General features: G+C 43.0%; 18 protein-coding genes and 1 pseudogene. 16 read left to right on the forward strand and 3 right to left on the reverse strand.

Annotated features, from left to right (window positions below; genetic code table 11):
- Window positions 1–7 precede the first annotated feature (7 nt).
- Together J2Z20_RS00410 and ptsP are read left to right on the forward strand one after the other, a co-directional pair.
- Window positions 8–280 (forward strand): HPr family phosphocarrier protein, encoded by a 273-nt coding sequence (locus tag J2Z20_RS00410; RefSeq protein ID WP_209844287.1) that lies wholly within the window; start codon window positions 8–10, stop codon window positions 278–280.
- Window positions 277–1989, forward strand: coding sequence for a phosphoenolpyruvate--protein phosphotransferase (gene ptsP, locus J2Z20_RS00415; RefSeq protein WP_209844289.1), 1713 nt, complete (start codon window positions 277–279; stop codon window positions 1987–1989). The genes J2Z20_RS00410 and ptsP overlap by 4 nt, the downstream gene beginning before the upstream one ends.
- 116 nt (window positions 1990–2105) lie before the next feature.
- On the opposite strand, the gene J2Z20_RS00420 is transcribed toward ptsP, so the two are convergent.
- The gene (locus tag J2Z20_RS00420; RefSeq protein ID WP_209844290.1) at window positions 2106–3395 is read right to left on the reverse strand and encodes an amidohydrolase; all 1290 of its coding nucleotides are present in this window, start codon (window positions 3393–3395) and stop codon (window positions 2106–2108) included.
- Window positions 3396–3468: 73 nt separating this feature from the next.
- Window positions 3469–4527, reverse strand: coding sequence for a MerR family transcriptional regulator (locus J2Z20_RS00425; protein ID WP_209847110.1), 1059 nt, complete (start codon window positions 4525–4527; stop codon window positions 3469–3471).
- A gap of 173 nt (window positions 4528–4700) precedes the next feature.
- Here J2Z20_RS00425 and J2Z20_RS00430 point away from each other — a divergent pair, with 173 nt between their 5' ends.
- From J2Z20_RS00430 to odhB, 5 genes are all read left to right on the forward strand, one after another.
- Window positions 4701–5300 (forward strand): TetR/AcrR family transcriptional regulator, encoded by a 600-nt coding sequence (locus J2Z20_RS00430; RefSeq protein WP_209844292.1) that lies wholly within the window; start codon window positions 4701–4703, stop codon window positions 5298–5300.
- Between the two features lie 3 nt (window positions 5301–5303).
- Window positions 5304–6050, forward strand: a complete 747-nt coding sequence (gene map, locus J2Z20_RS00435) for a type I methionyl aminopeptidase (protein ID WP_209844294.1) — start codon at window positions 5304–5306, stop codon at window positions 6048–6050.
- Between the two features lie 174 nt (window positions 6051–6224).
- Window positions 6225–7988 carry a glycoside hydrolase family 2 protein gene (locus J2Z20_RS00440; RefSeq protein WP_209844296.1) on the forward strand — a complete coding sequence of 588 codons (1764 nt, stop codon included), beginning with the start codon at window positions 6225–6227 and terminating at the stop codon, window positions 7986–7988.
- 394 nt (window positions 7989–8382) lie between these two features.
- A complete protein-coding gene (locus tag J2Z20_RS00445) occupies window positions 8383–11241 on the forward strand; it encodes a 2-oxoglutarate dehydrogenase E1 component (RefSeq protein WP_209844299.1) in 2859 nt (952 codons plus the stop codon).
- Window positions 11242–11246: 5 nt separating this feature from the next.
- Window positions 11247–12509 (forward strand): 2-oxoglutarate dehydrogenase complex dihydrolipoyllysine-residue succinyltransferase, encoded by a 1263-nt coding sequence (gene odhB, locus J2Z20_RS00450; RefSeq protein WP_209844300.1) that lies wholly within the window; start codon window positions 11247–11249, stop codon window positions 12507–12509.
- 83 nt (window positions 12510–12592) lie between these two features.
- On the opposite strand, the gene J2Z20_RS00455 is transcribed toward odhB, so the two are convergent.
- A complete protein-coding gene (locus J2Z20_RS00455; RefSeq protein ID WP_209847113.1) occupies window positions 12593–13204 on the reverse strand; it encodes a flavin reductase family protein in 612 nt (203 codons plus the stop codon).
- 107 nt (window positions 13205–13311) lie between these two features.
- Here J2Z20_RS00455 and J2Z20_RS00460 point away from each other — a divergent pair, with 107 nt between their 5' ends.
- The 9 genes and pseudogenes from J2Z20_RS00460 to opp4C all read left to right on the forward strand — a co-directional run bounded on the left by J2Z20_RS00460 (window position 13312) and on the right by opp4C (window position 21289).
- Window positions 13312–14007 carry an ArsR/SmtB family transcription factor gene (locus tag J2Z20_RS00460; protein WP_209847116.1) on the forward strand — a complete coding sequence of 232 codons (696 nt, stop codon included), beginning with the start codon at window positions 13312–13314 and terminating at the stop codon, window positions 14005–14007.
- A gap of 80 nt (window positions 14008–14087) precedes the next feature.
- A complete protein-coding gene (locus tag J2Z20_RS00465) occupies window positions 14088–14537 on the forward strand; it encodes a MarR family winged helix-turn-helix transcriptional regulator (RefSeq protein WP_209844302.1) in 450 nt (149 codons plus the stop codon).
- A 243-nt stretch (window positions 14538–14780) separates the two neighbouring features.
- The gene (locus tag J2Z20_RS00470) at window positions 14781–15863 is read left to right on the forward strand and encodes a lactonase family protein (RefSeq protein ID WP_209844304.1); all 1083 of its coding nucleotides are present in this window, start codon (window positions 14781–14783) and stop codon (window positions 15861–15863) included.
- Between the two features lie 46 nt (window positions 15864–15909).
- On the forward strand, window positions 15910–16050 hold the full coding sequence (locus tag J2Z20_RS00475) for a family 1 glycosylhydrolase (protein WP_209844306.1): 141 nt from the start codon (window positions 15910–15912) through the stop codon (window positions 16048–16050).
- A gap of 37 nt (window positions 16051–16087) precedes the next feature.
- Window positions 16088–16393 (forward strand): annotated as a pseudogene (locus J2Z20_RS00480) (hypothetical protein); the annotation flags it as partial.
- A 149-nt stretch (window positions 16394–16542) separates the two neighbouring features.
- Entirely contained in the window at window positions 16543–17451 is a 909-nt protein-coding gene (locus tag J2Z20_RS00485) for an ArsR/SmtB family transcription factor (protein ID WP_209844308.1), read from the forward strand.
- A gap of 144 nt (window positions 17452–17595) precedes the next feature.
- Window positions 17596–19323: an ABC transporter substrate-binding protein gene (locus tag J2Z20_RS00490; RefSeq protein WP_209844310.1), complete on the forward strand. Its 1728-nt coding sequence runs from the start codon at window positions 17596–17598 to the stop codon at window positions 19321–19323.
- Between the two features lie 60 nt (window positions 19324–19383).
- On the forward strand, window positions 19384–20340 hold the full coding sequence (locus tag J2Z20_RS00495; RefSeq protein ID WP_209844312.1) for an ABC transporter permease: 957 nt from the start codon (window positions 19384–19386) through the stop codon (window positions 20338–20340).
- A gap of 64 nt (window positions 20341–20404) precedes the next feature.
- A complete protein-coding gene (gene opp4C, locus J2Z20_RS00500; protein ID WP_342454277.1) occupies window positions 20405–21289 on the forward strand; it encodes an oligopeptide ABC transporter permease in 885 nt (294 codons plus the stop codon).
- Window positions 21290–21292 lie beyond the last annotated feature (3 nt).

Consider the following 21292-nt stretch of genomic DNA (forward strand, 5'->3'; position numbering starts at 1 on the left):
GTTATATATGCAACAAACTTTTAGAATTATTGATGAAGATGGAATCCACGCACGTCCGGCAACAGCACTCGTGAACACAGCTAACAAATTCAAAGAAACAGAATCATCTGCTGAAGCAAAAGGTAAAAAAGTAACGTTAAAATCGATTCTAGGTGTATTGTCCCTTGGTCTTGAAAAAGGCGACACGATTACACTAATTACTGAAGGTCCAAACGCAGAAGAAGCTCTAAACGCCCTAAAAGATGTAATGATTAACGAAGGGCTAGGGGAACTTGCATGACTACAATAAAAGGCATAGCGGCTTCTGCAGGAATTGCTATTGCCCGCGCGTTCATTCTTGAGCACCCTGACTTCACAGTAGAGCATCGCAAAGTGACAGATGTTGCTGGAGAGATCGCTCGCCTAGACTCAGCTTTGGAGAAATCCAAAGCTGAGCTTGAGGCGATTAAAGAGCGTACGCTTCAAGAGTTGGGAGAGAAAAAGGCTGAAATCTTTGAATCTCATTTGCTCATTTTGGCTGACCCTGAACTGATTGGTACGGTAAAGGGGAAGATTGAATCTGATGAAGTCAATGCCGAGTATGCGCTTAATGAAGTAGCATCTCAATTCGTTGCGATGTTTGAATCCATGAAAAGTGCTTACTTGCAAGAGCGTGCAGCAGATATGCGTGACGTGACCAAGCGGATCTTGAAGCATCTTCTTGGCCTAGCTTTCATGAATCCCGCAGAAATTAGTGAAGAGACGGTAATCATCGCTGAGGATTTAACTCCTTCCGATACAGCACAGCTTAACCGGAAATATGTAAAAGGATTTGCAACGAATATCGGAGGTCGTACTTCTCACTCCGCTATTATGGCGCGTTCGCTTGAAATTCCTGCTGTTGTTGGTACGAAAGACGTACTCAGCCAAGTGAAAAATGGCGACATGGTTATTGTGAACGGACTTGAAGGGGAAGTGATCATTAACCCGTCTGAAGATGTGATTAAGCAGTACCAAGTGAAGCAGCAAGAGTATGATGCACAGCGTGCAGAATGGCGTAAACTTCGTGATGAGAAGTCCGTGTCACGCGATGGTCATCACGTAGAGCTTGCGGCTAACATCGGTACACCTGCTGACGTAACTGGCGTGCTTGAAAACGGCGGAGAAGCTGTAGGCTTGTATCGTACAGAATTTTTGTACATGGGCCGTGACAAGCTGCCTTCTGAAGATGCACAGTACAATGCGTATAAGACGGTGCTTGAGAAGATGGAAGGTAAGCCTGTTGTTGTTCGTACGCTTGATATCGGCGGCGACAAAGAGCTTCCATATCTCGATCTTCCTAAAGAGATGAATCCATTCCTTGGATTTAGAGCGATCCGTCTCTGCTTGGACCGTCAAGATATGTTCCGTACGCAGCTGCGGGCATTACTTCGTGCCAGCGTTCATGGCAACTTGCGGATTATGTTCCCTATGATTGCGACATTAACGGAATTCCGTCAAGCGAAGTCGATTCTCCTTGAGGAGAAAGCGAAACTAGCTTCGGAAGGCATCCCAGTCAGCGATAGCATTCAGCTTGGTATTATGGTCGAAATTCCTTCGACTGCAGTACTTGCGGATCAATTCGCGAAGGAAGTCGATTTCTTCAGTATTGGAACGAACGATTTGATCCAATACACGATGGCTGCAGACCGGATGAATGAACGAGTATCCTATCTGTATCAGCCGTATAATCCTGCAATTCTTCGCCTTGTGAAGATGGTTATCGATGCTGCGCATCGCGAAGGACGCTGGGTAGGAATGTGCGGCGAGATGGCAGGGGATGCTACAGCCATTCCTCTTCTGCTCGGCCTTGGTCTTGACGAGTTCAGCATGAGTGCTACCTCTATTCTGCCTGCTAGAAGTCAAATTTCGAAGCTTAGCCAAGCTGAGATGAAAGATCTCGCTGCGAAAGCTCTTGAAATGAGTACAGCAGAAGAAGTTGTTGAGCTGGTTAAGAGCATTAACGCATAAGGTTTGTTTTTAGGTAATTCTTTCTGTTTATCTTTATCCAACAAATGATTTTGGCTGGTGCAGTCCTGTGAGGACGAGTCACCAGCCTTTTTTTTGAGCATCACAATTATGGAATGTTATAATCCTTGAACTAGCCTTTTCGCACGGTATGAAGCTTGTTGGATCAGCTCATCCTCATCAATAGTCAATAGCTCACGATTTCTCATGAGAATCGTTCCGTTAACGATGGTGGTATGGACATCAGAACCAGTTGCACTATATGCAAGGAGCGACTCTACCTGGTGGATCGGCTGAAGATGGGGCTTATTCATATCAATGAGGATCATGTCTGCTTTCTTACCGACTTCAAGGGTACCTGTTTCGTGATCAATATGCAGCAGCTTAGCGCCTCCGATCGTTGCCATGCGTAGTGCCTCCTTCGCTGACATTACGGTTGGATCAGCTGCATTTAACTTTTGCAGCCAAGCTGCAGTCTTTATTTCTTCGAACATATCCAGCGTGGTCGCGCTGCCAGCTCCGTCTGTGCCTAACCCTACGGTTATGCCTTGCTTCATCATTGAAGAGATAGGAGCAATTCCGCAGCCGAGCTTTAAATTGCTGACAGGATTGTGTACCACACCTCCGCGCATTCCTTGAAGCAGTCTAATATCTTTATCATTTAAATGAACGCCGTGTGCAAGAAGAACATGGAGTTTCTCAAACATTCCAAGATGAGCTAAATATTCAGCAGGTGTTTGATGATAACGATTACGAATGATTGTCAATTCTTCTACTGTTTCAGCTAAATGAATGTGAATAGGTATATTTATTTCGACGGCTAAATGAATAACTTCTTTGAGTGGTTCTGGCGGACATGTATAAGGGGCATGTGGTCCGAACATCGTCGTAATTTTTCCGTCCGCTTGTCCGGACCATCGCTTGATTAGATCGATTGCTTCAGTAAGCCGTTTCCCTCCGTCATTGTGATTGAACACAAGACCTCTTGTGAGAGAAGCGCGCATACCTACCTCTTTCACGGCTTCTGCAATCTGGTTCATATGAATGTACATATCTGCAAAAGAAGTTGTACCTGAACGGATCATTTCTGCCATCGCTAGTTTTGCGCCCCAGTAAATGTCCTCTTCATTCATACGTTCTTCTGCGGGCAGCATTTTTTTCTCCAGCCAGTCCATTAGCTTTAAATCATCGGAGAAACCTCTAAGCAAGCTCATCGGTGTATGATTATGTGCGTTAATAAGACCAGGCATGACGACCATGCCTTTTGCCGAAATGATTTCATCAGCATCTGCGGTAATGTCAGGCTGAATCGATGCAATTCGATCATTTTCAATCAACAGATCTCCTATGAAGGGATCTTCATCTCCGGTCATCGATACGATGGAGCCGTTCTTAATTAATATTTTCATGTGCTTCTAACCTCCAGAACTGATAATGGAATGATTGCATACTTGGAGGTTAGACGATGACGCTGCGTTAAGGTCAACGCTTTCTTATAGGTACAGCGTACACAATGTGGAGCAAGTCGCTTAACTGCTCATGTCTGGTCATATAGCCCTTCTTCTCAAACCAGTCTAGTATTAAGGATTTGTCTGCATAGTATTCGTCCAGGATGGCATCTTTCATTTCAAAAGCTCCTTGCTGTTCTAATTCCCTTAAGTACCGAGAGCGGGCTGCTTCATTTTCAAACATTAAATCGGTTATACAAATACGGCCGTGCGGTTGTAACACTCGAGCCATTTCTTCAAGTGCTATTAGCTTTTGTTCGTCAGTAAGATGATGAAGGGCGTAACTCGTCACGATAAAATCAAATTGATCGTCCAAGTAAGGAATAGCAAGAAAGTTGCCCAGTTTCGTTTCTAAGTGAGGATATTTCATTTGGCACTGTTTAAGCATTTGCTTCGATTGATCGATCGCTGCCATTGGTATTCCAGCTTGAAGGAAGCGTCCAGCTAAGTTGCCGGTTCCTGTACCGATGTCGAGACCTTTTTCGGTCTTGCTTGGTGTTACCCAAGCCAATGTCAGATCAAGAGCTTGCTCGTAATTTTCATAGAGATTAATAGCTTGCCTGGAAGTAACCAGCTCATCATAAAATGAGGCTTGTCGGTCGAAATTCCAGCGGTCGCTCCATGTTTTACGCAAATCACGAAGTCTCTTAGAACCGTTAGCAAGGTGAACGATGTGCTCAATCTGCAATGTCTTCTGTTGTTTCAGTAAATCAATCATCTCATCCGTTGTCTGAATCATTTGCTTGAGTTCAATCCACTGCGAATACATGGCCGATCGTTGCTGTTCTAAATAATATAAAATTTCATTGTCATTACCGTCATCAAGCTCACTGAGTACAGCTCGAATGTGGTCAATGCTCATGCCGACTTCTCGCAAGGAAGAAATAGTTTGAATTCTCCAAGCGTCATTTTCAGAAAATAACCGGTAATCATTATTAGGTTGTTTGGCTGGGTGGATCAACCCTTTCTCTTCATAGAAACGGATCGCCCTCGGTGTAATTTGCAGTTTTGCAGCAAGTTCTTTTATTTTCATAAAAGTCATTTGAACCTCTCCTTTGGACCTATTGTAAAACATTTACGTTACGTTAAGGAAAGATTAAAAATGTGCTCTCATAAATTACGTGTCATAGACTTGATTTTAGGGTGAAAAAGGAGTACTTTGTTTTATATTGACATATCAGTAGGTCAAAAAAAGGAGTGTTCTGCATGACGCCCCGTACAAGAGAACAAAATGATGAAATTCGCGAGATGAGAATAGAGCAAATTATGAAAGCGGCAGCTGAGGTCTATTTGGACAAAGGACTGCTCATGGAAATGCGCGATGTCGCGAACTTCGCCGGTCTCGGGTACGGTACGGTCTATCATTATTATAAAAATAAATATCAGCTGTTGGAGGACTTGGCGTGGAGTGCCTTAGAACGAGCTAGAGATCTTGCAGAAACGTATTTAAAAGGCGACATGAGTAAGAGGCCCGATCAGTTGCAACAATATTGTAAGCTGCTCTTTGAGCTTTGGCTTCACAATCATTCTGTATTTATTTTATATAAAATGGGCATTGAACAATTTAGGCAGTTGCCTAACGGATCGTCTAAGCGGCTGAAGGAATATTTTCAGACAGATTTAATTCATCCGTTCATCCACGCAGTTCAGAAAGAGAATGATGAACAAGCGGGGCAGCGTGCGCTTATGATGATCGGTTCGCTTATGGGCTGTGCAGGGATATATATTCATCGACCGGATTTGGCATTCGATACGAATGAGGTCATGGATATGTTATTTACAATGAATAAGAAGAGGAGTTCATAAAATATGATTATTTTAAAATCAATGCGCGAAATTGATGAAATGCGCAAGGCGAGCCAGATTGTTGCCGATTGTCACCGCGAGCTGGCGAACCTGATCAAGCCAGGGATTACGACTTGGGAGATTAACAGCTTTGTGGCAAGCCACATTAAGAAGCTGGGCGGCAAGCAGTTTACGAAAGGATATAACGGCTTTGATTACGAGACATGTGCATCTGTCAATGACGTTATTGCTCATGGATTTCCTAGCAAAACTCCGCTTGAAGAAGGTGACATCGTTAAGATTGATATCGTTGCCGAGTACGGCGGCTGGCTTGGCGATTCCGCTTGGTGTTATGCAGTCGGCAACATTTCCGAAACTGCAGAGAAACTGATGAACGTGACGAAAGAATGCTTATATATCGGTATCGAAAATGCGGTGGCAGGCAACCGAATTGGTGATGTGACTGCACCGCTTCAAGCACATGCTGAGAAAAATGGCTTCTCTGTTGTGCGTGATTTGCTAGGACACGGAATTGGACGCAATCTTCATGAGGAACCCAATTTCGCTCACATCGGTAAGCCAGGCAAAGGTTTCCGCTTGAAAGAAGGCATGGTGTTCACAATCGAGCCTATGATCAATGAAGGAACATATCGTATGACTGTTGACTCAGATGGATGGACAGCGAGAACTGCGGATGGCAAGCTGTCTGCGCAATACGAGCATACGATTGCGATTACCCCAGACGGTCCGATTATTTTAACAGAGCAATAATTGAAATGAAGTATAAGGCTGCTTCCATGATGGGGGGCAGTCTTTTCTTTTAATAAAACAATTGTAAGATTATTAATTGATTGTAGCGGTATGTGTGCACTAAATTGAATTTAGTGCTTAGCACGAATAAATGAAAGCGGTTAAAACAATCAACTACGAAGGAAGGGTGTTTCCATGCCAGTACAACAACCAAGACCAGAATATCCTCGTCCAGAGTTCGAACGCAAAGAGTGGATGAACTTAAACGGCGAATGGGATTTTGCCTTTGATGATGAACGCCGAGGCGACCGTGAACAATGGTTTCAGCAAGCTCAGCCTTTTGACCGTAAAATACAAGTACCGTACACGTTTCAAAGTCAATTAAGCGGCGTTGAGGATCCATCATTTCATGATTTAGTTTGGTATCGCAAAACATTTGAAGTTCCGAAAGCTTGGAGGTCAAAACGTGTAATTGTTCATTTTGGAGCTGTCGATTATACAGCACATGTATGGGTGAACGGACATTTAGCAGCAACGCATGAAGGCGGACATACACCCTTCCAAGCAGACATTACCGAGGCTTTGAAAGACGGTGAGAATGTCATCGTTGTGAGGGCAGAGGACTATAGCCGAGACGTAACACTGCCGCGCGGCAAGCAATATTGGGAAGAGCAATCGGCAAGTATTTTCTACACTCGGACAACAGGTATTTGGCAGACGGTATGGCTGGAAGCTGTGCATCCTGCTCATTTAAAACATGTGAAATTTACACCGGATATCGATCGTAATGAGATCCGCATTCGAATGTACTTCGCGAATGTACAGCAGAACGTCAATTTACAAGCGCGTTTAACAATTACGTTTCAAGGCACGCTTGTGGCGGAAGATACTTTTAAGGTAACAACCGGTGAAGAAGTTCGTACGGTTGGGCTTCATGATTTTAACGATCATGGCTTAGGACGATTGTGGTCGCCGGAAAATCCAAACTTGTATGATATCCACTTTGAAGTGCTTCAGGATGGACAGGTGGTTGATGAAGTATCAAGTTATTTTGGAATGCGTAAAGTGTCTATCGAGAATGGCAGACTGAACCTGAACAATAGACCTTATTATCTTCGTCTAGTGCTTGATCAAGGTTATTGGCCTGAAAGTCTGTTAACTGCTCCGACTGACGAAGCGTTCATCAAAGATATTGAGCTGACGAAGGCAATGGGTTTCAACGGTGTACGGAAACATCAGAAGATGGAAGACCCAAGATTTCTGTACTGGGCTGACCGAATGGGGCTGCTCGTTTGGGGTGAAGCCGCCAATGCCTATCAATATTCGGAACAATATGTACGCAGATTTATGAATGAGTGGCAGGAAGTGATCAAACGTGACTATAATCATCCATCGATTATCGTATGGGTACCGCTCAATGAGAGCTGGGGTGTTCCGAATGTTCAGATTGATGCCCGGCAGCAACAACATGGACTTGCGATGTATCATATGATCAAATCGTTGGACGACACAAGGCTCGTCATCTATAATGATGGCTGGGAAATGGTGAAGACAGACATCGTTGGCATTCATGACTATGAATGGCGTGAACAAGTGCTGACAGAACGTTATGCGTCTGCAGAAACTGCAGTTCATTCGATGCCTTCAAACCGCCAAATCTTCGTCGGAGACGGCAAATACGAAGGTCAGCCAATCATGGTAACCGAGTTTGGCGGTATTGCCTATAAGAAGAGTGATTGGGAAGGATGGGGCTACTCTGGTGCAGAAAATGATGAAGATTTTCTAAGACGTCTTACAGCCGTTATTCGCCCGATGTATACATCTCCAATTGTGCAAGGTTTCTGTTATACACAGCTCACAGATGTTGAGCAGGAAATAAACGGTCTGCTCACCTACGACCGTGTACCTAAAGTTCCGGTTGATGACATTAAGAAGATTGTGACTGGGCAATCATATTGATCTATCATTGTTGATGAAGAAACAACATTTATCGCTTCCATAGGTATGATCTTAGTTAATATGATCTATAATGTTAATATGGAAGCGGCGATCAAGAAAACAGCCCAAAAATAGAGTTTATAATTCCAAAGCTGGCGCCAACAATCGACAGGCGTCAGTTTTTTTCTTGTGCGCTGTATACATATTTAATACTTTAGCCCATGATCTTTCAGTTATAAATCGACAGCATTCGAAGCTTGTTCTTATATTCACATAATTAATCTATCTTATAGATGATAATGATATGAAATGGTTATTTAAGGTATGACGCAAGGTTATATATAATTAATGTATAAACTTTTAAGAAATTCCGTCCATGAACCAATAAAATTAATCTAGGCGGAGGTATTCAGCGATGAAGCCCAGTGAAAATGTGCAAGGACAATGGCAATCTTACTACGGACCGAATCTCGGTTACGTGCAAGAGCAGTACGAGAAGTATGTAAATGATCCGGGGTCTGTCGATTCTTCTTTCCGCGAATTGTTCGCAAACTTCGGAGCTCCACCTGCTTCCATGTCTACTAAAATGAAAGCGGAGTCATTTGACGGCAACGTCATAGATCAAAGTTTGCTCAAAAAGAGTGTAGATGCAAGTAAATTGGTATCGAATATTCGCACCTATGGTCATTTAGCAGCACAGATTGATCCGTTAGGAATTAGCGAACCGGCTGATACTAAAATGCTAGAACCGCAAACGTACCAGCTGACTCAGGCTGATCTATCAGCGCTTCCAGCTGCTTTTATTTGGGACGGAGCACCTGCATCTGTGACAAATGGCTGGGAAGCGATTCAGCGCTTACGTGAATTATATACTGGCACCACTGCATACGAGTTTAGTCATATACACAATGAAGAAGAGAGGGAATGGCTTAACAGCCAAGTGGAATCTAATTCTTTCTCTGCTAGTTTGAAACCGGAAGAACAAAAGGAATTGCTGCAATCTCTAATTCAAGCAGAGCAATTTGAAGATTTCCTTCACCGTACTTTTGTGGGTCAGAAACGATTCTCCGTTGAAGGTAACGATGTTCTCGTTCCGCTCGTCAATGAAATTGTACGGGTGATGGCAGGCAACGGCGTTAGTGACATCGTTATGGGCATGGCCCATCGCGGTCGGCTAAATGTTCTTGCTCATGTTCTTGGTAAACCATATACGAAGATTTTCTCGGAATTCTACCACTCACCAAATAAAAAAATATCGCCTTCTGAAGGATTAACGACACTCAACTATGGGTCAACAGGAGACGTGAAATATCATTTAGGAGCAACTCGTACGATTAATACGGGTGACAATCAGACTCGCATTACGCTCGCAAACAATCCAAGTCACTTGGAATTTGTAAATGCTGTAGTAGAAGGCTTCGCACGCGCAGCTCAAGAAGAACGTAATGCGCCTGGCTATCCGCGGCAAAATGTCGATAAATCCGTCGCGATTGTGATTCACGGAGATTCAGCTTTCCCAGGTGAAGGGATCGTTGTAGAGACGCTGAATATCGGCAGACTTCCAGGATATCAGCATGGCGGAACGATTCATATTATCGCGAATAACAAAATCGGCTTTACAACAGAAAGCAAAGATTCCCGTTCGACGCGTTATTCCAGTGACCCTGCCAAAGGTTATGAAATCCCTATCGTTCACGTGAACGCAGACGACCCGGAAGCATGCATAGCTGCAGCACGTCTAGCGAGCGAGTATCGCAAACGGTTTAAGAAAGATTTCCTCATTGACTTGATTGGATACCGCAGATATGGACATAACGAAACAGATGATCCGGAAACGACTCAACCAACGGTATATCAAAAAGTTAAAAATCATCCTACAGTGAGTCTCATTTATGCAGACCGTTTGAAAAAACAAGGTGTGCTAAAAGAAGGACAATATGAGGAGTTCAAAGAAAATATTAATAACCATTTCAAAGAAGCTTTCGAAGTAGTGAAGCAGCAAGAAGAACAAGCGCCTGTTAACGTGGAAGTGAGAAGCGATAAGTCTTTGAAAGTGAAGACTGCCGTACCGATGAATAAGCTTCGCGAAATCAACGCTGATTTGCTGAAATGGCCAGAAGGCTTTCGTGTATATCCTAAGTTGCAGCGTATACTAGAGCGCCGTGCAACAGCACTGAATGATGGGGAGAAAGTAGACTGGGGTCAAGCCGAGACGCTTGCTTTTGCTACGATTTTGGCTGATGGCAGACCTATTCGTATTACGGGACAAGATGCAGAGCGCGCTACATTTGCACATCGGAACTTGGTACTGCATGATGCGGAGACGGGAGAGCTGTTCTGCCCGCTGCATCAACTGCCGCAAGCCAAAGCGTCTTTTGCGATTCATAACAGTCCGCTCTCTGAAACGGCTGTGCTTGCATTTGAGTATGGTTACAATGTGTTCTCACCAGAAACACTCGTTATTTGGGAAGCACAGTATGGTGATTTTGCGAACGTAGCGCAAGTCATGATCGACCAATTTATTTCATCTGGACGTTCTAAGTGGGGACAGAAATCGAGTTTGGTTATGCTTCTTCCTCACAGCTATGAAGGTCAAGGACCGGAACATTCAAGCGCACGGTTGGAACGTTTCTTACAGCTGTCTGCTGAAGAGAACTGGACGGTAGTGAACTTGAGCAGCAGCGCTCAATATTTCCATCTGCTTCGCAGACAAGCAGCGCTTACAGAATCAGAAGAAGCTCGGCCGCTCATTGTTATGGCACCTAAGAGTTTGATCCGCAACCCTCGTGCAGCTTCTCCAGCATCCGCTTTTAGCGAAGGGGAGTTTAAGCCAGTGGTGGAACAAGAAGGGCTTGGTAAACAAGCGAAGAAAGTGAAACGAGTGATTCTGTGCACGGGTAAAGTTGCTGTTGATTTGGAAGATGCGCTTGAGAAGGAAAAAGATAAGGACTTCTCTTGGCTGCATATTGTGCGCACCGAGCAGTTGTATCCGTTCCCGCGTCAAGAAATTGAGAAAATTGTTTCTCGTTTCCCTAATCTTCAAGAGATGATCTGGGTACAAGAAGAACCGAAAAATATGGGTAGTTGGAGTTACATCGAACCGCTCCTTAGAGGAATTGCTCCAGAAGGCGTTGATGTAAGTTATATCGGTCGTCCAGAACGTTCCAGCCCAGCAAGCGGCTATGCGTACATTCATGCTTTTGAACAGCAACAGATTTTCTCATTAGCCCTTAATCAAAGCTCTATAAATGAACATATCTCACTAGGGAGGTAGCATCGATGAACGAAATTATCGTACCGGCAATGGGTGAGTCGATTACCGAAGGAACTATTTACAAATGGCATGTAAAAGTTGGAGACACTGTTAATCAAGGCGATGTTCTCCTGGAACTCGAAACAGATAAAGTTAACTTAGAAATTAGTGCCGAAGCGGCTGGTGTTATTGGAAGCATCGTTAAGCAAGAAGGTGACACCGTTCAAATTGGTGAAGTGATCGGCACCATTAATGAAGGCGGCAATGCTCAAACAGCGCCAGCGCCTGCACCAGTACAAGCACAAGCAGCTCCGCAAGCAGCGCCAGCGCCTGCCACGCAAGCAACACCGGCTCCTGTTGTTGTGGAACCTAGTGACAATTCTCGTCCGGCATCACCGTCTGCGAGAAAACTTGCTCGTGAACTTGGTATTGATCTGGGCAGAGTGCAGTCTAGCGATCCAATTGGCCGTATTTATCAAGAAGATATTAGAGCATCCACAGCACCAGCTCCATCTGCACAGCCAAGCAGTAAGCCTGCAGCACCAGCTGCACCGGCTGCTTCTAAATCAGAAGTCATTAACCCTGCGAAGCCAATAGATCGTCAGCGGATGAGCAGACGTCGTCTTACGATTGCTAACCGTCTGCTTGAAGCGCAAAAAACAGCAGCGATGCTAACGACATTCAATGAAGTCGATATGACAGCCATTTTGGATGTGCGTAAACGCCGTAAACAGTCGTTCATCGAGAAGTACGACGTATCTCTAGGATTCATGTCTTTCTTTACAAAAGCCGTCGTAGGCGCTTTAAAAGCTTTTCCGATGGTCAACTCAGAAATTGACGGTGAAGATGTGCTGATTAAGAAATTCTACGATATCGGTATCGCGGTTTCAGCAAAAGAAGGCTTAGTTGTACCGGTTGTTCGTGATGCCGACCGTCTAAGCTTTGCGGAAATTGAGAAACAAATCGCAGAGCTTGCAGCTAAAGCTCGCAGCAACTCTCTATCGCTGTCAGAACTTCAAGGCGGAACATTTACAATTACGAACGGCGGTGTATTTGGATCGTTGCTGTCTACGCCTATTCTAAATGCACCGCAAGTCGGAATCTTGGGAATGCACAAAATACAGCTTCGCCCAGTCGCAATTGATGAGGAAAGAATGGAAAACCGACCAATGATGTACATTGCGCTTTCTTATGACCACCGTATTATTGACGGCTCCGAGGCTGTCAGATTCTTGGTGAAGGTCAAAGAACTTCTCGAAGATCCTGAAAGTTTGCTGCTTGAAGGCTAAATCACTGAACCTCATACTTACATCTATTAGAAGCACCTCCGCTTTAATGCGGCGGTGCTTTTTTTACTTGTGAGATGTATCGTTTACGTTTTTGCTCGAAAGGTTTTGCCTAACTGATTACCAAGACCGAAATAGTGCCGAAAATTGTATATAAGAGGGCTCCATTTGCTTGGATCGATGTGATTTTCACTTATTAATATATTCTCATGAGCATGTACTTGTATTGCTTGTGTCTCAACAACTGCAAAATGAGGAGAATATTCCGGAATGCGAATATGCTGCACCTTTGCTTCAATTTGAATCGGACATTCTTGGATTCGAGTAGGCTTTACTGATATGGATTCAGAAGAGGTTAGCCCGCAGATTCTGTACTTTTCTTTTTCATACTCAAATCCTAGACGTCTCTTATAATCTGGAACAGGGTCTTTTCCTGTATAAGGAGCTAGCTGTTCAACATTTTCCCATAAGGATGGGCTTGGAATATTAATGACACACTCAGGATGACGGTTTATATTTTCTATAGCTTTTCCGCCGAGTCCAATCCCTAATATAATGCAGTCACCTAAGGCCCATGACGATGATATAGGACTAATATTTACGGTTCCATCTTCATTTAGCGTGTTTAGTAAAATAACAGCAGACCCATAATATAAAATTTTAGGGTCGATTACTTTCGAAATTGGAATTTGATCCATTGTTTTCACTTCATCTCCTCCTTGATATATGTTCACTCTTATTGTAAAGTATTAACATTTCGATTATCATCGAAGTATGGATTACATATCGGAGGGGTGAGATGAAAATGAATGTAAATTCTAATGTGGCAATGGTGGCTGCTTTGGTGAGTGAAGCTTCACGTGCAGCAATATTAACAGCTTTGCTCGATGGCAGGTTTCATCCTGCGAGCGAACTAGCACATATGGCGGGGATTACACCGCAGACAGCTAGTTTTCATTTAAACAAGATGGTCGATGCCAATATCGTAACCGTTCAAAAACAAGGCAGGCATCGTTACTATGGAATTCGAAATCAAGAGATTGCTCAAGTGCTAGAGTCGCTATTATCAATAGCCCCGCCTGCGCAAATTAAGTCCTTAAGACAATCTTCGGAAGATAAAGCGATTCGCCTAGCGAGAACGTGCTATGATCATCTAGCAGGTAATTTAGGTGTTCAATTAACAGAGTCTTTAATCACAATGGGGGTTCTGTACGAAGACGAAAATGAATTTAGAGTTACTCATCAAGGCAAGGAATTTTTCACGTCGTTTCAAATTAACCTTCAAGAAGTGAAGAGAAGACGTCGTTCCTTGTCACATAAATGTTTAGATTGGACGGAAAGACGTCATCACCTGGCTGGAGCTTTAGGAAATGCAATTCTAGAAAAACTGTTTGAATTAAAATGGATTGAGCGTTTGTCTAACACAAGGGCGATAAAAATTACTCCTAATGGAAAAAAGGGGTTAAAAGAAATATTTTCTATTGATGTGATACAAAATTAAAATTTATGTACTGAAACTACAGGAATATAATTGCAAAATGCAAATAAATGAAATATACTCCTTTCAAGAGGTGATTGCAGATGAGCACGACACGTGAACTGTTTCAAACGATGACCCGCCGATTTGGTTTTTTGAATAAAAACTGCTGCACGGTTGGGGGGGTAGACATTTCATTAACGCAAAGTCATATATTATACGAAATCGATCGGCAACATAATCCATCGATGCAGCAAATTGCTGATACTTTAGGAATGGATATTACGACATTCAGCAGACAGATTGGGACGCTAGTGAAGATGAAATTGGTGAAGAAAACACCGTCACCCGAAGATAGAAGGGTATATATTCTATCTCTTACTACAGAAGGGAAATTTGTAGCTACAACCATTGATACGGAGATGAACAATAACCTAGATGAAATATTTTCACATATGAATGACTTTGAGAAGGAAACTGTATTACGTTCGATTCAGTTGCTTAACGAAAGCATGGCGAAATCGAGCAAGTGCTGTACGACTCCCATTGGGTAATCCCGCTCATGGAAGTTATTTTTTTAGAATAATACTTGCAAATCGCAAATATTACAACTGTTCTAAGGAGGTCAAACACATGAAATTACCTGTAGCGGTTATAGGCGGAGGTCCCGTAGGTATGGCGGCTGCTGAGCAGTAAAAAGAATATCAAAATCTAATTTGATTTTGCCAAAGGAAAAAGTATACACTAAAAGTAAAGGGCTGTAGCCTTTATGTATTTCTAGGTAGGAGGATAAATCAATGACAACACAATCTGAACGCATGCTTCTATTCATTGGTTCTTACGCGGAAGCATCCGATCCTGGAGTTTATGTATACTCATTTGACGAAACCACAGGTGAACTGACTCGTTTGCATCAAGTGTCTGGGATCAAAAATCCGACTTTTCTGAACTTGGACGCTCAGCATAAGAAATTGTACTCCATTGGAGAAACGGTATCTAATGACGGTAAAAAAGTAGGCGAAGTCATCTCATTCGCTGTTGATACAGGCAAAGGAACGCTAACCGAGCTAAACCGCGTTCAATCAACAGATGCAACGACTTGCCACATTCAAAGAGATGCAGAAGACCGTTACCTAATTGTAGCCAGCTATCATGGCGGCAAAATAGGGCTGTTATCACTAGAGGAAAATGGAATGGTCGGCAAATTGCTTGATATGAAGCAGCATGAAGGTAAAGGGGCACATCCAGAACGTCAATCTCAGCCGCACCCTCATTCCGCATTTTTCAGCCCTGACGGGCGGTTTATTTTCGTACCGGATCTAGGTATCGATCGCATTCGTGCTTACACGATTAATCATGACAGCAAGAAGCTCGAGTTCCACGGCGAGACGGCTACGCATCCTGGAGCAGGTCCTCGTCACTTGGCATTCCATCCAAATGGCAATCTTGCATTTGTCATTAATGAAGTCGATTCATCGATTACTTCATTCCGTTATGATGCAGAAGCAGGACAGTTACATACGATTGAGACTGTTTCAACATTGCCTGCAGAATTCCAAGGGGAAAACACAACGGCAGAAATTAGAGTATCGAACGACGGTAAATATTTGTACGGTTCCAACCGCGGCCATGACAGCATTGTCGTGTACGCGATTGATGCACAATCTGGCAAGCTAACCTATGTAGAACATGTACCAACAGAAGGTGGACATCCGCGCCACTTTACGCTAACGCCAAACGGAAACTATTTGATTTCAGCGAACCGTGATTCCAACAATTTAACTGTGTTCCGCGTAAATCAACAGACAGGCAAGCTGGAGTATACAGGCCGCTCTGCAGAAGTATCCAAACCAGTGTGCGTCATTCCGGCTTATCTATAATCGATAAAAGGTAGCGTTACTTAAAAAAAACCATGGCTTTTGAGCCATGGTTTTTTTTGGTCTCAGCAAGCGTTTTGGCTTAGTATTTGTTGATTTTCAGACGTTAGAGCGAGTACCGAAGGATCGTTATTATTGGTATCAAAAAGTAGTTCGCAAATGGGTGGATAGAAGCCTAAAAGTCTACTAAAGAGGAGCCGAATAATGGCTTCTTTTGGAAATTATGGATTTTGGCCTCCAGAAGGATAATTTGGCATAACAATGGTCCGTGGAAACGTACTATTGTTTATCTGGACACGGTACCTCACAACTTTCCTACTCCACATCTCGATTATTTGGAACAGACGATTGATTATAAAGTACCTGTTCAGTTGTTTGATGAACTTGCCCAGTTTGATGGAAGTTTGTATCCTGATCGAACTAGCGGTGAAGCTTCTGCGAAATGTGACCAAGAGGCTGCGAATTTTATGGCTCTAAATTTAATGCATGACATCGTCACTGGTAGACGCACTGTTGAAGACGCAAGGCAATTTGCGATCGAGATACGGCCGATCCTGATGTCCGATATTTAGTATAAGATACAGGGTCTGTTTTGCTTATGCGCAACCATGTAATTTTTGCAAGAGTAGAAGATTGCTCCTTTCCGATTTATAATAGATTCAAATTAATATGGAGGTCAGCTATGTCGTACGAAGTCGAAGTGCAATTTGCGCCTGTTCATGAGTTGTTGAACAGCTTGCATACATATATTTGTAGAAAATCTTACAAAAAAACCGATCTAGGAGTTTCTTGGGCAAAAGAAGTACGGAACAAAATTACCGAGGAGTTTGCTTCTGTTCTAGATCATACAGAAGTAAATTATGATTGGAAGCTTGTCTATTTATTGCTTTATTTGTGTCCCTGTAATACCGAAGTAGAGACTTTCCTAGGATGGCTTGAAGGGTTATCTGCAGGTGAAATATATGAGATGTTATCTCAGTACGTGAACAGGTTCCCGGATAATGTGGACGAGTACCGTAAACGGATTCATTATCTTCTGTCGGAGTGGAATAAGCAATATTTCCAGAAGTGGGATCGTAACATGATCGATAGACTTAAGCAGCACGCAGTGCAAAAACAGCAGGAAATGAATGAGAGCCCACTAATGAACTTTGTCGATGAGACGACGAATGGATTTCATTTTGTTCCTATTGAAGGTCTGGAGCGGCTTATATTCATTCCGCAGTATCATTTTCAGCCTGCCAACATCATTTATCATTTTGGAAAAGTGACTATATGCAACTACTCATCTCGAATTCATGAAGTAAATGACGATATACCGGTTATGATGCACAAAGCTATTCGGAGTCTTGGAGAGAAAAGCCGGCTTCGTATTTTGCAGTATCTATATCAAGAGCCGAAAAGCTTCACAGAAATCGTTAAGCATGTCGGTATCTCCAAAGGGATTGTACATGACCATCTATTTAATTTGCGGACAGCAGGATTGATTTACGCTTATATCGAAGGTGAGAATGTAATCGGATACAGCCTTCGTACTCAAGGGATTGAACAAATGTATGAGCAGCTGCTCTTATACGTCAATGAATCTTGAATGAAAAATATTTCTGTAAAAAAAGAAACCAATTTCAAGTTCTCTCTTTACAGAACACGAAATGGTTTTTATAATAGTGAATATCGAACGCAAATACATAGTTTGTGTATCGGAATTATATATTTTTTCTAGAGGGGGATTCAAGTGAACAACAAATTAAAGTTAGTCCCAGCGCTACTACTGTCCTTATCTTTGGTATTAAGCGCATGCGGCGGGGCACAAGATAGTGCATCGAATACTGCTGGTCAATCAGCAACAACCGATACAAAATCAGCTGAAGCACCAGCTGCCGTGAAAGACGGTATTTTCAAAGCAACAGATATGTCTAAAAATCCAGAAGCGGCTAAAAATCGCAAAGATACATTCATTGTCGGCCTAACTGAGCCAGAAGGCGTATTCAACCCTTACTTTTATCACAATGGCTACGATGGCAACGCAAGTGATGCGATGTTCGCTTCGTTGATCGATTACGATAAGAATGGTAAACAAGTACCTGGCTTAGCAGAGAGCTGGGATGTGTCTCCGGACAATCTTACATACACTTTCCACCTAAGAAAAGGACTGAAATACAGCGACGGTTCACCTGTAACGGCTGACGATGTAGCATTTACACTCACCATTCTTCATGACAAATCTTATGATGGTGAGTTTGATATTACTCCAGCACATATTAAAGGCGGACAGGAATATAAAGAAGGTAAAGCATCCTCCATTGAAGGTATTAAAGTCATTGATCCATTGACAATTCAAATTACAACAACAGAAGTTAATGCAAGAACGCTTGGATTGATCAGTGGACCGGTATTGTCCAAAGCTTACTACGGCAAAAATTACAAACAAGGCGATTTGAGTTATATCCGTACTTTGCACAGCAAACCAATGGGTGCAGGTCCTTACAAACTGGATAAATTCATCCCGGGTCAAGAGGTACGTTATGTAGCAAACCCTTACTATTATAAAGGCAAACCAGCAATTGAGCATTTCATTTATAAAGTGTCTACACCTGATACAAACCTGCAAATGTTCCAAGCAGGGGAAACAGACTATGACGGTTTCACAGCGAACGCTGAAAACTTTGAGCAATTGCAAAGCTTGGGCTTCGCGAACGTTAATGTCTACACAGCAAGCAACTATGCATACCTAGACATCAACCATAAGAAACCTTATCTGCAAGATAAGAGAGTACGTCAAGCACTCGCATACGGACTTAACCGTCAACAAATTGTTGACACGAACTACCAAGGTTATGCTACGGTAGCGAACATTCCAGCAAGTACTGTATCTTGGGCATATACAGACGACGTGAACAAATACGAATATAACCCAGAGAAAGCAAAACAATTGCTTGATGAAGCGGGCTGGAAAGTTGGCGCTGACGGTATTCGTGAAAAAGACGGTAAAAAGCTAACAATCACTTGGCTCGGTACGAAGAGCAGCATGACGGATATTCTCGTTCCAATTGCTACTGAGAATTACAAAGAAATCGGAATTCAATTCCAACCAGAAATTATGGACTTTAACGCTCTGTTAACGAAACGCGAACAAGGCGATTACGATTTGGCTTCTTTGTCCACATCCATTTTGTTAGACCCATCTGACGGTGTTGAAGGCTTTACAACGAAAATGGCTGATAACGGATACTCCGATCCTAAAGTGGATGAACTATATCAGAAAAGTATCAGCACACTGGACATCAACGAACGTAAAAAGATTTATACCGAATTGTTCAAATATTTGAACGATGATCTTCCAGTTATTTTCTTCTTCAACCGTAAAGTCATGTCTGCAACGAACGGAAGAATTCATGGACTTGAGCCAAACTCATACACAGGCATCTCTGGAGATCTTGCAAAACTTACGATTGAAAATTAATAACAATTAAATAGGCTCAGCCGCTTGGCGGCTGAGCTCTATTTTGTTAGGGGATAGATTATGTGGCAATATATTATCCGCAGATTGCTTCAAGCCATTCCGACATTGCTCGGGGTGTCTATTATTATATTCTTTGTATTCGCTTTAACGCCCGGTGACTATGTAGATACCAATATCCAATTAACACCGGAAAAAGCTCATGAACTTAAAGTGTTATACGGATTAGATAAACCAATTATCGAACGTTATTTTATTTGGCTTGGCAATGTTATGAAAGGCGATTTCGGATTTTCACTGCAGTTCCAGAAGCCTGTCACTTCCCTATTAAATGACTATATTTGGAACTCATTCCTGATTGCTATTGTATCTCTAATACTGACATGGACCATTGCTATATTAATTGGCGTTTATTCTGCATTAAAGAAATATTCATGGTTCGATGTACTCGTTACCCTAGGGGTATTTGCAGCGATGTCGTTTCCTTCCTTCTTCCTTGGGCTATTGCTCATTAAATTTTTTGCTGTTGATTTGAAATGGCTCCCTGTTGGCGGAATGACCTATGGCGGCAGTAACTCGACAGGAATGGCATATGTGTTGGAAGTACTTAAGCATATGATTCTCCCAGTTTCCGTACTTACAATGCTTAGTGTCGGTTCTTTGACCCGCTATTTTAGAGCGAACATGCTTGATGTGATTCGGCAAGATTTTGTAAGAACAGCGCGGGCGAAGGGGCTCAAAGAGCGGGTTGTTATTTTTAAGCATGCTTTACGCAACGCTAGTCTGCCTGCAATCACGCTGCTTGGTTTTGAATTGCCAGGGCTGTTCGCTGGAGCAATCATTACCGAGAAAATATTTGCTTGGCCTGGTGTTGGACATATTCATATGCAAGCACTAGACAATCGTGATTATACGGTATTGATGGGCTTTACGATGTTCTTGGCGATATTAACCGTACTCGGTAACTTGCTCGCCGATATTTTTTACAGCGTTGCGGATCCGCGAATCCGGTTGAAATGAGGAGGAAATGATTGTGGCACTTGAAACGACAAGGTCTGTTAGCAATGATCCAGCCGCTTCACGGGTGAAACCGGCAAAATCTCCGTCGCTCTGGAAGCATTCTTGGAGAAGGCTGCGTAAAAATAAATTAGCCATGTTCGGACTCGTTTTTATCATTTTTATGTTTATATTTTGTTTTATTGGGCCGTTATTCTCACCCTATACGAACGGGAATACAGATATTCTCAATATGAAAAAAGCACCAAGTGCATCCCACTGGCTCGGTACCGATCTTGTTGGGCGCGATGTACTAACCCGGTTAATGCAGGCGGGACAAATTTCTCTGACAATAGGTATTGTCTCTATGATTCTTACTGTAATTATCGGCGGAGGTCTCGGTGTCATATCCGGTTATTACCGTGGCTTCGTTGATCTTGTGATCATGCGTCTTGCCGATATTTTGATGAGTATCCCATCACTTCCACTGCTCATCATCATGGGGGCCATTATGACAGAGTGGAAGGTACCGCCTGAGTATCGCATCTATATTGTTATGATCATGCTTAGTATACTCGGATGGCCGTCACTCGCCCGTCTTGTTCGTGGACAAATCTTGTCGCTGCGCGAGCGTGAATTTATGCAGGCGGCGGAAAGTTTAGGCCTACGGGATTATCGTAAAATGTTCTATCATTTGCTTCCTAATACACTTCCGATGCTTATCGTTGTCTGTACGCTGACTGTCGGAGGCGCGATTTTGAGCGAATCCGCACTAAGCTATTTAGGAGTCGGTGTCGGTCCAACAACGCCGTCGTGGGGTAAAATGATTGATTTGGCGAACAACTTGATGGACTTTCAAAAGAGACCGTGGTTGTGGATCCCACCGGGACTTGCAGTCTTTTTAACGGTTATTTCAATAAATTTGCTTGGGGACGGCTTAAGAGATGCGCTGGATCCGCAAGGCAACAGGTAGGTG

This window comes from Paenibacillus sediminis (assembly GCF_017873765.1).
Classification (GTDB): domain Bacteria; phylum Bacillota; class Bacilli; order Paenibacillales; family Paenibacillaceae; genus Paenibacillus_AG; species Paenibacillus_AG sediminis.